This is a genomic window from Oxynema mangrovii CENA135 (assembly GCF_016632315.1).
Classification (GTDB): domain Bacteria; phylum Cyanobacteriota; class Cyanobacteriia; order Cyanobacteriales; family Laspinemataceae; genus Oxynema; species Oxynema aestuarii.
In genome coordinates, this window is sequence record NZ_JAEOXH010000001.1 from 3,486,209 (window position 1) to 3,499,795 (window position 13,587).

Annotated in this window: 9 protein-coding genes; 4 read left to right on the plus strand and 5 right to left on the minus strand. The window is 54.1% G+C overall.

Annotated elements, in window-relative coordinates:
• The first annotated feature begins 4 nt into the window (after positions 1-4).
• From JJD41_RS13620 to JJD41_RS13630, 3 genes are all read left to right on the plus strand, one after another.
• Positions 5-2,761, plus strand: a complete 2,757-nt coding sequence (locus JJD41_RS13620; RefSeq protein WP_200666734.1) for a response regulator — start codon at positions 5-7, stop codon at positions 2,759-2,761.
• 164 nt (positions 2,762-2,925) lie between these two features.
• Positions 2,926-5,886, plus strand: coding sequence for an ATP-binding protein (locus JJD41_RS13625; protein ID WP_200666736.1), 2,961 nt, complete (start codon positions 2,926-2,928; stop codon positions 5,884-5,886).
• A 111-nt stretch (positions 5,887-5,997) separates the two neighbouring features.
• Positions 5,998-6,378 carry a response regulator transcription factor gene (locus JJD41_RS13630; RefSeq protein WP_200666738.1) on the plus strand — a complete coding sequence of 127 codons (381 nt, stop codon included), beginning with the start codon at positions 5,998-6,000 and terminating at the stop codon, positions 6,376-6,378.
• 394 nt (positions 6,379-6,772) lie between these two features.
• On the opposite strand, the gene JJD41_RS13635 is transcribed toward JJD41_RS13630, so the two are convergent.
• On the minus strand, positions 6,773-7,018 hold the full coding sequence (locus JJD41_RS13635; RefSeq protein ID WP_200666740.1) for an acetyltransferase: 246 nt from the start codon (positions 7,016-7,018) through the stop codon (positions 6,773-6,775).
• Between the two features lie 378 nt (positions 7,019-7,396).
• Between JJD41_RS13635 and JJD41_RS13640 the strand changes: the two genes are divergently transcribed.
• Positions 7,397-7,756 carry a DUF6464 family protein gene (locus JJD41_RS13640; protein ID WP_168567851.1) on the plus strand — a complete coding sequence of 120 codons (360 nt, stop codon included), beginning with the start codon at positions 7,397-7,399 and terminating at the stop codon, positions 7,754-7,756.
• Positions 7,757-7,818: 62 nt separating this feature from the next.
• Here JJD41_RS13640 and fmt read toward each other — a convergent pair whose 3' ends face one another.
• From fmt to JJD41_RS13660, 4 genes are all read right to left on the minus strand, one after another.
• The gene (gene fmt, locus JJD41_RS13645) at positions 7,819-8,820 is read right to left on the minus strand and encodes a methionyl-tRNA formyltransferase (RefSeq protein ID WP_200666742.1); all 1,002 of its coding nucleotides are present in this window, start codon (positions 8,818-8,820) and stop codon (positions 7,819-7,821) included.
• Between the two features lie 163 nt (positions 8,821-8,983).
• The gene (locus JJD41_RS13650; RefSeq protein ID WP_200666744.1) at positions 8,984-9,676 is read right to left on the minus strand and encodes an OmpA family protein; all 693 of its coding nucleotides are present in this window, start codon (positions 9,674-9,676) and stop codon (positions 8,984-8,986) included.
• A gap of 79 nt (positions 9,677-9,755) precedes the next feature.
• A complete protein-coding gene (locus JJD41_RS13655) occupies positions 9,756-10,883 on the minus strand; it encodes a NusA N-terminal domain-containing protein (RefSeq protein WP_234488624.1) in 1,128 nt (375 codons plus the stop codon).
• 247 nt (positions 10,884-11,130) lie between these two features.
• Positions 11,131-13,551, minus strand: a complete 2,421-nt coding sequence (locus JJD41_RS13660) for a CAP domain-containing protein (RefSeq protein WP_200666748.1) — start codon at positions 13,549-13,551, stop codon at positions 11,131-11,133.
• Positions 13,552-13,587 lie beyond the last annotated feature (36 nt).

Below are 13,587 nucleotides of genomic sequence, written 5' to 3' on the forward strand. Positions count from 1 at the left end.
CATTATGAATACTCCTTCTCCGCCTTCCCTCAATAGCTGGTTGCGCTCGGTTTCCCAAGTTGCGGCCATTTTGGTGACCTGTATTGGTAGCTTGGCACTGGTGGGCTGGATATTTGATATTGCGCTGCTTAAAAGCGTCTTACCCGGCTTAGTCACCATGAAAGCCAATACGGCGATCGGGTTTATTGTAGGGGGAGTTTCCTTGTGTTCGTGGCACACTCAGCAGATGCTGGTGCGACGATCGCGCGATCGCCTGCGGCTGAGCTATCTGAGTATGGGCTTATCCGCGATCGTCTTCGCCATCGGTTTGCTGACCTTAGTGCAGTACATCCACGGCTTCAACTTCGGCATCGACGAACTCTTTTTTAAAGACGATCTCGATGCGATCGGAACCTCCGCCCCCGGTCGCATGGCACCCAACAGCGCCCTCAACTTCCTGATCGTGGGGTTAGCCGGGATGATTCTCGCCGGGAACCATTGGAAAACCCAAGTTTACCAACTACTGAGCTTGAGTGCGTTTCTGGTGGCCTTCCTGGGCTTTCTCGGCTACGCCTATCAAGTTAAAACCCTCTACGGGATTAGCTCTTACACCCAGATGGCCTTACATACGGCGATCGCCTTCATGCTTTACAGTGTGGGCTTGCTGTTCGCGCAAAGCGATCGCGGCTTGATGGCGGTGTTTACCATCGACAATGCGGGCGGACTGATGGCGCGGCGGTTGGCCCCGGCGGCGATCGCCATTCCCCCCTTTTTAGGCGCCCTGATTCTGTTCGGCTATCGCCAGCGCGCTTACGATACCGAAATCGGTCTGTCCCTACTCGCCGTCCTCAACATCGTCGTTTTTGCCGTCCTCACCTGGTGGAACGCCAAATCTCTGAGCCGCCTGGACATCAAACGCCAGCGCGCCGAAGCCCAAAGCCGGATCGACGCTCAAGCTGCCGCCCAAGCCCTCGCCCACCTGAGCGCGATCGTGGACAACCTCGCCGACGGCTTACTCGTGATCGACTTAAACGGGCGCGTCGCCCGCTTCAATCCGGCCCTCGTCAAAATGTTCGGTTTGCAAGAACAAGACCTCACCGGAAAGGACTGCGAGAGCGTCTTTAAAGGCCAATTGATCGATTTGGTCGGCGAAATCCAAAAAAACCCGAAGCAAGTGCTGACGGCGGAAATTGCCCTCGTTCACGGCCATTGGGGACAAGCCTCGATCGCCGGAATTGTCACCGCCGACGATCTCCACGGCGCGCAATGCTTGGGATCGGTAATGTTGATTCGCGATGTCACCGCCGAGAAACAAGTGGACCGCATGAAAACCGATTTTATTTCCACGGTTTCCCACGAATTGCGAACCCCCTTAACCTCGGTATTGGGCTTTACCAAAATTATTCAGAAAAAACTCGAAGATAATATCTTCCCCCTCGTTACCGTCGAAGATCGCAAAGTCAAACGCACGATCCGCCAAGTCGGGGACAATATCGAGATTATTTTATCCGAAGGTCAACGACTGACGGCGCTGATTAACGACGTTCTCGATATCGCCAAAATGGAAGCGGGGAAGATCGAGTGGCATTTAGAAACCCTCGACCTCGGCGAAATTGCCCGACGGGCGATCTTGACGACGACTTCCCTGTTCGAGTCCAAAGGAATTGTCTGCGAGGCGGACATTCCGGAAAACTTGCCTCCAATTGTCGCCGATCGCCACCGCCTGTTACAAGTGTTTATCAACCTGATTTCCAATGCCGTTAAATTCACCGATCGCGGTTCGGTCACCTGTCGGCTGCGTCAGGAAGGCGATCGCCTCGTCGTGCGGATCGTCGATACTGGAATCGGCATCGCCCCGGACGATTTAGAGAAAGTCTTCGAGAAATTCAAGCAAGTGGGCGAAACTCTCACCGACAAACCGAAAGGAACCGGGTTGGGCTTGCCGATTTGCAAGCAGATTATCGAATATCACGGCGGCGAGATCGGGGTAGAAAGCGAATTGGGATGCGGCAGTACCTTCTTCTTCAGTTTGCCCCTCGCGGTGGCTGAGAGCGAGCGAACCCAGAAACTCGATTTAGATTTACTCCTGAGACAGTTAAAAGATCGGGCACTGCCCGCACCCGATCGCGATACTGCCGTCAAAACCATCCTCGTCGTCGATGACGACCCCTCGATCCGGGAATACTTACGTCAGGAACTGGTCGCCGAAGGCTATCAAGTATGTCAGGCGAAAGACGGAATCGAGGCGATCGAACAGGCGAAAGCCTTGCATCCCCACCTGATCGTGTTGGATGTCATGATGCCGAAAATGAACGGGTTCGACGTGGCGGCGGTGCTCAAAAACGACCCGCAGACGATGGACATTCCGATCGTGATCTTGTCAATTCTCGAAGATAAAGAACGGGGTTTTCGCATCGGGATCGATCGCTATTTGACCAAACCCGTCGATCCCGAGTCTCTGATCGAGGCGATCGGTTCTCTGCTCTCTTTGGGCAGTTCTCGTAAAAAAGTTTTGATCGTCGATGAAGATGTTTCTACCCTCAAAACCTTAACCAAAGTTTTAGTGGCTAGAGGCTACAGTGTCGTGGAAGCGTCTAACGAGGTCGAATGCATCGAGCAGGCGATTCGGGTGCGTCCGGATATGATTGTTGTCGATTCTTGTTTGTCGGAACAACACAATATCGTCCAAACCTTGCGGTTGGAAAAAGGATTGGAGAATGTATTTTTTCTGTTACTATCACAGCAGGCGAACGCGATCGCGGGCGACAGTAGGGTCGAATGAGGCGATCGCCGTCTTTTGACAGGCTCGCCCGGGGCGATCGACTCCATAGCTTTTCGCGGGTTACGCTTATGGTTCGCCCTCATCGAATTCTCCAATCTACAAGGGTATGCAGTCGCGACGGTCGGGGTGTGTCCGCGAACAAAAACCTATAGAGATTGAAGCCTATGAGCGGGCCAATCGAGCGAGAAGAGAGATATTTTATTTTGCCGAAACGAACGAAAATTCCCAAACCGTTCTTTTGGGGAACGATCGCGATTTGCGTCCTCCCCTTTCTGTTAAACCGCTTCGGAGTAGACTTCGGCACTTACGAAGCCCCCTTTCCTTTCGAGGAAGCGAGCCAACTGCTCCCCCACGAACTGGCAAATGCATTTCACCATACTTTAGCCGGAAGTTTCGTGCATACGATGTTGGAGTGGAGCGCTTTTTGTGCAGCCATTTTTACCGTCGTTTTAGCGTTTACGCACTATAACTTAACCGGAGAAATTACCACGCCCATCATCGGGGTGGCCCTGTTTTGTTCCGGGGTGATGGACGCCTTCCATACCCTGGCGGCGGATCGTCTGATCGAAGCGGTGGCGGGTAACGAGAATCTGATCCCGTTTACCTGGGCAATTTGTCGCTTATTTAACGCGGCGATCGCGATCGTCGGCGTCAGTATTTTTCTGGTCAAAAATCCACGCGTGGAACGAGAGCAACAAGGGAGTAATGTGGTCTTCTTGCTCTCTATCAGTGGCTTATTCGGGGCGATCGCCTACGGCGCGATCTACCTGTGCGCGACCAGCGATTCCCTACCGCAAACCATGTTTGAGGGAACCCTATTCGCCCGTCCCTGGGATTTAGTCCCGTTGGTGTTGTTCGCGATCGCCGGAATCTGGCTTTACCCGAGCTTCTACCGCCGTTTTCCCAGTGTTTTTTCCCACGCCCTCATCCTCAGCGTCGTTCCCAATATTGCCACCCAGGCGCACATGGCGTTCGGTTCGACGGAATTGTTCGATAACGATTTTAATATCGGTCACTTTCTCAAGATCGTGGCCTATCTCGTCCCCTTAATCGGCCTGATTTTGGACTACGCCCGCACCTACCAGGGCATTCGCCAGATGAATGACGCCCTCAATAGCGAAATTGGAGAGCGCAAACAAGCCGAAGCCGCCTTACAAAAAGCTCACGACGAGTTAGAACTGCGCGTCCGACAGCGCACCCGGGAACTGTCGGAATCCAACAGCCAACTGCAATCGGAAATCGATCGCCGGGTGAAGATGCAAGCACAGGTGCAACGGGCCAAGGAAACCAGCGAAGAAGCCCTCGCCTACTTGAGTACGATTATCGACAATCTCGCCGATGGCTTGCTGGTGACCGACAGTTTCGGTCAGGTCACCCGGTTTAATAGCGCTTTGGTGAGTTTGTTCGGCTTGGAACAACCGGAGTTGATCGGTAAAGCCTGCGATGAAGTCCTCAGTCCCCAAGTGGCGGAGTTGGTCGCCCAAACGAAAGGTCATCCCCGACAGGTGTTTACCGCCGAGATCGATTTGGGGAACCATCGCATCGGTCAGGCGTTGGCGACGGCGATCGCGAAGCGCGGCGATCGCGCCGTCTCGAATGGGAATGCTTCTCAAGAGGCGATCGCCCTCGATGGCGACTGTTTGGGAACGGCAATTTTAATTCGCGACGTGACGGCGGAAAAAGAAGTCGATCGCATGAAAACCGATTTTATTTCCACGGTTTCTCACGAGTTGCGAACCCCGCTAACCTCGGTGTTGGGCTTTGCCAAAATTATTAAAAAGAAATTCGACGATACGATCGTCCCCGTGGTGCCGATCGACGATCGCAAAGTACAACGCACGGTCAAACAAGTTAGCAATAATATCGAGATTATTTTATCGGAAGGACAGCGACTGACGGCGCTGATTAACGACGTTCTCGATATTGCCAAAATGGAAGCGGGGAAAATCGAATGGCATTTTGAATTAAGCGATATGGGTCACGTGGTGAAACGGGCGATCGCCGCGACCAGCTCGCTGTTGGAGGCCAAGCAATTACAGGTTATTGAAGTGATTGACGAGGAGTTGCCGGAAGTTTTTATCGATCGCGATCGTCTCATTCAAGTGATGATTAACTTGATTTCTAATGCGGTAAAATTCACCTCGGAAGGGTCGATAACTTGTCGCGTTACCCGGGTTGAAAATCATTTGTCGGTCAGCGTCGCCGATACGGGGATTGGCATCGCCCCCGAAGACCTCGATAAGGTATTTGAAAAGTTCAAACAAGTTGGAGAAACCCTCACCGACAAACCCCAAGGAACCGGGTTGGGATTGCCGATTTGCAAGCAAATTATCGAACATCACGGCGGTCGTATTTGGGTAGACAGTGAAATCGGACGCGGCAGTACGTTTTCGTTTACGCTTCCCATTTCTCCAACTTCCGCAGAGCAATCGCAAAAACTCAATTTAGATTTATTGCTGCGACAGTTAAAAGAACACGTGGTCACGACTACCCCAGAAATCGACCGCCATACTAAAACAATTCTCGTCGTCGATGATGACGCTTCGATCCGGGAATACTTGCGCCAAGAACTCGAAGCCGAACAGTATTGCGTCCGAGAGGCGAAAGATGGCATGGAGGCGATCGAACAGGCGAAAAGTTTACATCCGGACTTGATCGTTCTCGATGTAATGATGCCGAAAATGAACGGCTTCGACGTGGCGGCGGTGCTTAAAAATGACCCGCAAACAATGAACATCCCGATCGTGATTCTCTCGATCGTTCAAGATAAAGAAAGAGGATTTCGGATCGGGATCGATCGCTACTTCACCAAACCTGTAGAAACGGAAAGTCTCCTCGAAGAAATTGGCACCCTCCTGGCGCGCGGCAGTTCTCGCAAAAAGATTTTGATCGTCGATGAAGATGTTTCGACGGTTAAGGTTTTAGCTGAAGTTTTGCAAACTCAAGGGTATACGGTCACCGAAGCCTCGAACGGACGGGAATGTATTGAAAAAGCGTTGACGGTCAAACCGGATACGATTATTGTCGATTCGATTTTCGTCAACCAGCATAATTTGATGCAATTACTGCGATTTGAAAAGGGCTTGGAAAATGTCTTGTTTATTTTATTGGACAAGAAACCGTAAAAACGGAGCAATTTGAGGTAACTTATTATCGGTTTGTTTGCCGCCAATTGACGATCGCGCTTATGTTAAACTGGGGCAAACAATCGCTATGGTTTGACGGGGAAATATGGAATGTCTAAAAAAATCTTGATCGTGGATGACGAACCGCACATCCGCATTTTGATGGAACAAACTCTCGAAGAGTTAGAAGATGAAGGGGTCGAATTGCTGATCGAAGAAAATGGTGAAGCTGCCCTTAAGGCGATCGAGTCGGAACGACCCCAACTCGTTTTTCTCGACGTGATGATGCCCAAGCTCAATGGTTTTGAAGTCTGTAATAAGGTCAAAAACGAGTTAAAAATAGAGGGGGTTTATATCATCATGTTGACCGCGAAAGGTCAGGAGTTCGACAAGCAAAAAGGATGCGATGTCGGGGCGGATTTGTACATGACGAAGCCTTTCGATCCCGATGAAGTCCTGGAACGCTCGATCGAGGTGTTGGGGTTGGAGTGACCGGGGTGATGCGCGTCTCCCGGCGATCGGCGCAAAGAAGGAGAGAAAAAAATAAACCCCCCGAGTAGGTGGGGGGATTTAGTAGCCATGAAATTTCCTCTCTTGTTATAGTTTGTCTGGATCGGGGGGTCGGTGGCATCCACCGATTGGGCGATTCTATCGGGTGAATTGGGGGGGATTCTCCTGGGGAGACGCTCGGCGATCGCCGCCTCGCAACAGGGGCGACCCCGCAACCCGACCCTCGCCCCTGGCGATTGCCAGGATCCGGTCTTTGGCCCGATCCCAAAAGAGGAGCGATTCTACTGGAGAATGCTCCTCGCCGTTTGCATTAATGCTCGCTAACTCAGCAACGATCGAACGGTGAAATCGATTGAAAAGCTCTCGAAACTAACGGTTATGAGACTTGAATGACAAAGCTTTGAGCGCGAGCTTTCAACATGGCATATTCTGGATCGATCCAGCAACGGGGAAGGGCTTCTCCCGACGGGAACACGAGTTCGGCTTTGGTGAAAGTGGTCGGGTCTTGAATTTCTTCTCCCGCATGGGTACGTCCCATAATTTCATTCAAGCAGGGATCGTATACATCTTCGATCCTGATGACTTCAACGAGGTCGCCAGTGCTTTTTTCTCTTAAAAACATAATTTTAACTCCCGGTCGATTCGATATCATCGCGCGGGCGATGGCGGTCGGTTATCGGGCGGGTGCGGAGGGTTCGGGTGCTGGGAAAATGTTGCGTCGGATGGCGATTGAAATTCACCCGAGTTACAGCACTATTTTGAGCCTTTAAACCTTCCATTCAAGATATATCATGAATACTTGACAGGCAATCTTTATTCTTTATTAAGAAAGGGGAAATCTGCCGTTCCAGGAAGGGGGAAATAGTGCGGGGGCGATCGCGCGAATGGGGGCAAAGATTGAGGGGCGATCGCCTTTGCGAACGACCCCTGAAACGCGCGTCTAGGTTTTCGAGCTTGATTGAGATACCTTGAAGGGGTAAGCCAGACAACAAAGAGCGTTATGGAGCCAGATTCTTTACCGACAGAGGTGATTCTGACCGAGCCGACGCGATCGCTCGGTAAAATCCAGCTTGATTGGAATCCCCAACCCGGTCACTATCTCGATTTAGAAGGAAAAACCTACACGGTATTAGAACGCCGTCATCGCTACCAACTCAAATCCGGTCGCTACCGCCTGCAAAAAATTGCCCTCTACGTCCAGAGCGCCCGCCGACCGATCGAAACGAGTACGATTGACGGGCGTTGGGTTCTCGGAGATGCGACCTGCCGCTACAACGCTCGTTCGGAATTGATTCGCTGTGCGGTCAACCCAGAAGGTCCGTGTTCCGAATGTCGGTTCTACGAACCGCAAGAAGCTTGAGTACGATCGCCCCCCGAAAGCGATCGCGTAGGGTCTCCCCAGGAGAATCGCGGCGCCGCCGCTCAGCCATTGTGCAGGATCTCGCCGACTTGCAAGTGCGCCCCATTGGCAAAATCCCATCCGGATTGAGCGCGTTTTCCCGCTAACTGAACTTGCTGCAACAGTAACAGACCGTCCCCCGTTTGCACGATCGGGCCGATATGTTTGGCAATACAGACCACTTCGCCGATCTCGCCGCCGCCGGAATACAATACGGGCCAGTTGTGTTCCAAGACGCTAAAAGACGGGGGCAGATCGGCCCAGTAATCGTCTCCGACGGGAGCCGAAGCGATAATTTTCAACGGTTCGCCGCGAAATTGGGCGGTGCAGTGGGGATAAAAGCCGCGAATTTGGTTGTGCAGGGCGATCGCCCGCCGGGACCAATCCAAGGCGTAATCGCTCTTTTGAATCAAGCGAGCGTAACTGGCGCGCTCCTCATCTTGGGGAATCGGTTTGATGCGATCGCGCTCTAACTTCAGCAGGGTTTCGACTAATAACTCCCCTCCCATGTTCGATAAATTGCGGGCGAGCAGATCGGCATTTTCCAATAACTCCACCGGAGTTTTCGCCTTGAGCAACATCGGCCCGGTATCCATCCCTTCATCCATGAGCATGGTAGTCAACCCGGTTTCACTGACGCCGTCGTAGAGACTCCATTGGATCGGCGCCGCACCGCGATATTGAGGCAGTAGGGAGGCGTGAACGTTGACACAGCCGAGACGGGGCATCGCGAGAATTTCCGGCGAGAGGATTTGCCCGTAAGCGACCACTACGAACACGTCGGCGGCGAGTTTTTCCAGTTGCGCTAGGGTGTTGGCGTCTTTTTTCACCGATCGCGGTTGCCACACGGGGATCCCATGGGCGACGGCGACTTTTTTGATGCCCGAGGGAATTAACTGATTGCCCCGACGCCGCCGTTTGTCCGGCTGGGTAATGACCGCCGCGACTTCAAAGTGCTTGTGAGCCAGTAAGATTTCCAAACTCGGTACGGCAAAGTAGGGAGTCCCGAAAAATACAACTTTCATGTTAGTGGGATGTAGTCGTCACAGGTGAGGGGTTAAAGGGAGAAAACAGACGGCAGAGGGAACCGAGAACCGTCACGGGGGGAGCGGGGGCAGTTGAGTTGTCAATGTGGGACGCAAACCGCTCCAGTCCGAGGGAAAGGGCGATCGGGAGCGGTCGAACCCTTTATTTCGGCTGAATTTCGATTTCAATGCGTCGGTTGCGTTGTCGATTGAGGTCGCTGTCGTTATCTGCGAGCGGACGGGTTTCGCCGTAACCGACACTTTGCCACTCGTAGCGATCGCCCAAGGCATTTGTAAGATATTGGGCGATCGCCCGGGCGCGCTGCGCCGAGAGTTCTTGGTTCGCCCGTGCATCCCCGGTATTGTCCGTATGTCCGGCGATCCGGATCCTCGCCCCCTGATAGTTTCGCAGATCGCTAATTATATTGTCCAAAAGTTCGGTTTTGTCGGGGTTGAGGGTACTGCTGGCGGGGGCGAAAAAAATATCGCTCGGCAGGGTAACGCTGAGAGGGTCGGGGGCGGGAGCCGGGTTGGCAGAGTCGGCAGGGGCAGAGAGCGGTAGGCGATCGCCGTCCTCCGACTCCGAGGGTGAAGGACTGTTAGCTGGACTCGAGCCATCCCTCGGGGGGGATTGGCGCGCGGGGAGGGTTCCCCCACGACCGAGGCGGATCGCGGTATCTAAAAGCGGTCGATGGGGGTTGGGATGGGGATAAAAATGGGCGATCGCCATGCCTAAGAGTAAAAAACCCACACTCAAGCCTGCTAACAGGGACAATCGCCACACGGCGATCGCCGTCCCCTTCAAGATAGCGAGGGGTTTGGAGTTAGAGGGGGAATCTGGAGCCGAATGAGTCACAAGTCAAGCACGGGAAGGGTCTTTAATTTGATGCTACAGCAATCCCCGTTCGCGCTCGCGTTTCCACAGGCGGATCGCCTCACTCGGCGGCGACGGTTTCGAGCTTTAACTTCCATCCCGTCAGACGAGCAGCCAAGTGTAAATTTTGTTCGTTCGGTCCGTTCGCCAGAGCCTCTTGGTCGGCAGCGACGACGACGAGGGCTTCCCTTCCTTCCTCGTCGAGCAAGCGAACTTCGCGCACTTGGGCCGGACTTAGCGCCGTCGCAATCAAGGCGATCGGATCCTCAGACCAGGGGAGGATCTCGATTTTTTCGCCGTTCATTTGAGCGCCGATCGCCGTCACCCACTCGCCATGGTCGCCGAGACAGGCGGCGACGGGATCGATCGCCGGATCCGCCGAGGCGACTGCTACTTTCGAGCGCGGTGTCACCTCGCGATCGCGGGGGATCGCATCGCGCGAGATCGCCTTAATTTCTACTTGTTGCTCCCGCAGGGCCGGAACCGTTTCCACGAGCAAGCCTTCAATTAAATGACTGCTCGCCCGCGAGACGCGCAATAAGGGGCGAGAACTGGGATTGTCGTAGACCTTCTTGAGGTATACCTTGAAGTGAGTATTTTCTGTATAGTCATCGTTGGGGAGTTTGTCGTAGTGGGGTAATTCCGCTTCCACGTGGAGTCCATCGACTCCGCTATCGATCGCCAGAATCACCCCCCGGCGATCGTGACGGCGCACTGTCGCGTCGAGAACCGTACCGCGCAAGTGGGCGAAATGAGTTTGGACGAACTTGCACTGTTGTTCTTGCAACTTTTGAGTTAACACCATCTTGGTTTGATGGGCCGCCAGTCGTCCGAACGCTTCTTGTTTCGGCGTAACATCGACCATCACCACCTGACCGAGACTGGCGCGGGCTCGTCGGGCGCCTTTCGAGGCGATCGAGATTTCGCGATCGGGTTGGCTGACCTGCTCGACAATCGTTTTGCGGGCCACCACCCGAAATCCTTCCGCTTGCAAGTCCAATTGAACGGAAAAATTATCGAAATAATCCTCACTCAACAGATTCGGGTCGTCTTCGCCGTGTTGGCGGCGATAGCGCTCGTATCCTTTGAGTAAGGCTTCTTGCAGAGCCTCTTGCACGGCAGAGGCAGGTAAATTACGCTGTTGACTCATGCTTTCGATCAGCGTGCTGAGTCCGGGTAGAGTGACCATTGACATTCAAAAACAACCTCCGCAGGTATCATCGTGCATTCCCCAAGGAGAAGTCCATCCGGGGATAGGAGTTCGCGGGTCGCATCCAAATAAAAATCGCCGCAATCAGGGTGAATTTACCCGTTAGCGAAGCGACGCCGGAGGCGTTTCGCGGCGAAAGTATACTTGAATTCTTCGAGTAGAGGCGAACGGGCGATCGCCTAGTAGGGGCGATCGCCGCTTGCTCCCGCGAAACCTCGGCGATCGTTTAAATAAAGTCGCCGGAAGTAATGAGTGTATCGCGAAACTCGGGATCGAACCCAACAAGCAGGGCAATCACCACTGCCGGATCCTCTCGCAAGACGATCGTCGTATCGGTCGGACTTTCACCCACCGGAGCCGACAATAACAGATCGTCGGGAGTCAAACCATCGGCGAGAACGAATTTATCGATATCGTCCTCGTAATCCGTAATCGTCACTTGCGTCCCTCGTTGCAAGACGAAGAAATCGCGACCCGCCCCTCCAGTGTATTGGGCGAACGCACCCGCACCGCCGAGGAGAGAATCGCTGCCGTCACCGCCGGAAAGGGTATCGTTCCCCCCTTGACCGAGTAGCAAGTCGTTACCCGCACCCCCCTCGATGATGTCGTCATTGTCGCCGCCGAGAATCGTGTCGTTCCCGGTATCTCCTTGCAACGTATCGCTGCCGACTTCTCCAAAGATGCTGTCATCGCCCGCACCGCCGCGCACGATATCGTTGCCGACCCCGGCAAACATCGTGTCCGCGCCGTCGCCGCCGTCGAGGGTATCGTTCCCTTCCCCAGCTAGCAAACTGTCATCCCCCGTACCGCCTTGTAAGTTATCTTCTCCGGCTGCCGCATTTAAAATATCGTTGCCGTCACCGCCGTTGAGGGTGTCGTTCCCTTCTTCGCCGAAGAGGATGTCATTATCCGCGTCCCCTTGTACGACATCGTTCCCAGAACCGCCGTTGAGGGTATCGGCTTCTTCTCCCCCATTTAAGGTATCGTTTCCGGCTTGACCTAAGAGTTGGTCGGCCCCTTCGTTGCCGTTGAGCTGGTCGTCGCCGTCGCCGCCGTCGAGGGTGTCGTCGCCGAAATTCCCAAATAAGGTGTCGTTGGCTTCATTGCCAAATAACAAGTCGTTGTCTTCGCCCCCGTCGAGACCGTCGTTGTCGTCGCCGCCGAAGAGGGTATCGTTGCCGAAGTCCCCTAAAAGCTGGTCTTCGCCGACTTCGCCGAATAAAACGTCATTGTCTTTACCGCCTTGGAGGGTGTCGGCGCCTTCGCCACCTCTAATGCTGTCGCTGCCTTGGTTTCCGGCGAGGAAATCGTCGCCGTTGCCGCCGCCGAGGATGTCGTTATCGTCGAAGCCGTAGAGGGAATCGGCGCCGTCGCCGCCACTGAGGGTGTCGGTGCCTTTGTCGCCGAAGAGGAAGTCGTCGTCGGTATCGCCGAAGAGTTGGTCGTTGCCTTGACCGCCGTAGAGACTGTCGTTGCCGACGTCTCCGGTCAGGGTGTCGTCGCCTTGATTGCCACTGAGAAAGTCGTTTCCGGCTTCGCCGAACAGGCGATCGCTTTCGTCGCCACCGAAGATCGAATCGTTGCCGTCGGCACCGAAAAGCTGGTCTTGACCGAGATCGCCGAAGATTAAATCTTCTCCGGCGTCGGCAAAGACGACATCGTTATCTTTACCGCCGTAAACGGTATCGTTTCCGGTTCCGGCGATGATTTCGTCGTTGCCTTGGTTGCCCAAGATCAGATCGTTGCCCGTTCCGCCGAGCAAGCTGTCGTTATCGGCATTACCGAAGAGTTGGTCGTCGCCGTCGCCGCCGTCGAGGGTATCGATGCCTTCTTCGCCGAAGAGAATGTCGTTGCCTGTATTGCCTGCGAGTAAGTCGTTGCCGAGCGAACCGTAGAGGGTGTCGTTATCTTCGCCGCCTTGAAGGGTGTCGTCGCCGTCTCCGGCTTGCAGGCGATCGTTGCCTTTGTCGCCGGAGAGCAGATCGTTACCGACGCCGCCATCGAGGAAGTCTTCGTTTTGACCGCCGAAGAGCTGGTCGTTGCCTTCTTCCCCGAGGAGGGTGTCGTTACCGTCGTTACCACTGAGCAAGTCGTCGGCGCCGCGACCTAATATTTGGTCGTCGCCGCCGTTGCCGTTGAGGGTATCGTTGGCGACGGAGCCTTCGATGGTATCGTTGCCGATACTTCCTTGAAGGATGTTGGGACTGTTGAAGCCGCGAATGATGCCGCCGGGCGATCGCGTGCTGACGACTAAAGACCAGTAATGGTTGGCGTTGAAGTTTCCGGTATCGCCTTCGAGCAAGAAGTAGCCGACGCCGAGATTGGTGACGTCTTCTCGCAGTAAGGTGGTGCGCTGTCCGGGGTCGTTAAACCAACTTTGGACGATTTCTTCCGGGGTTGGCGAGGAGGCGCCGATATTTTCCTGAAAGGTGGTGAATTGATAGCCGACTTCTCTAAGGCGAGAGCCTGTGGTGGAACCGTTGGATCCGGTGAGACTGAAAAAGTCGTTATCCGCCATATCTTCGGCGTGGAGTTGGGCGGCTCGCAACAGTTGCGAATCGACGCTCAATCCGGGTAGGTTAGACTGCGCGCGCAACTCGTTGACGAGTTGGATGACGCGGTTAATAAATTCGGGGTTAGTCGTCATTGAGATTTTTCTCCCTTGGGCAAATTGACGTCGTCA

What these genes read in the sequence shown, in the direction of transcription:
- JJD41_RS13620 (WP_200666734.1), top strand. Translation starts at nt 5, where the DNA reads ATGAATACTCCTTCTCCGCCTTCCCTCAATAGCTGGTTGCGCTCGGTT.
- JJD41_RS13625 (WP_200666736.1), top strand. Translation starts at nt 2,926, where the DNA reads ATGAGCGGGCCAATCGAGCGAGAAGAGAGATATTTTATTTTGCCGAAA.
- JJD41_RS13630 (WP_200666738.1), top strand. Translation starts at nt 5,998, where the DNA reads ATGTCTAAAAAAATCTTGATCGTGGATGACGAACCGCACATCCGCATT.
- JJD41_RS13635 (WP_200666740.1), bottom strand. Translation starts at nt 7,018, where the DNA reads ATGTTTTTAAGAGAAAAAAGCACTGGCGACCTCGTTGAAGTCATCAGG.
- JJD41_RS13640 (WP_168567851.1), top strand. Translation starts at nt 7,397, where the DNA reads ATGGAGCCAGATTCTTTACCGACAGAGGTGATTCTGACCGAGCCGACG.
- fmt (WP_200666742.1), bottom strand. Translation starts at nt 8,820, where the DNA reads ATGAAAGTTGTATTTTTCGGGACTCCCTACTTTGCCGTACCGAGTTTG.
- JJD41_RS13655 (WP_234488624.1), bottom strand. Translation starts at nt 10,883, where the DNA reads ATGGTCACTCTACCCGGACTCAGCACGCTGATCGAAAGCATGAGTCAA.
- JJD41_RS13660 (WP_200666748.1), bottom strand. Translation starts at nt 13,551, where the DNA reads ATGACGACTAACCCCGAATTTATTAACCGCGTCATCCAACTCGTCAAC.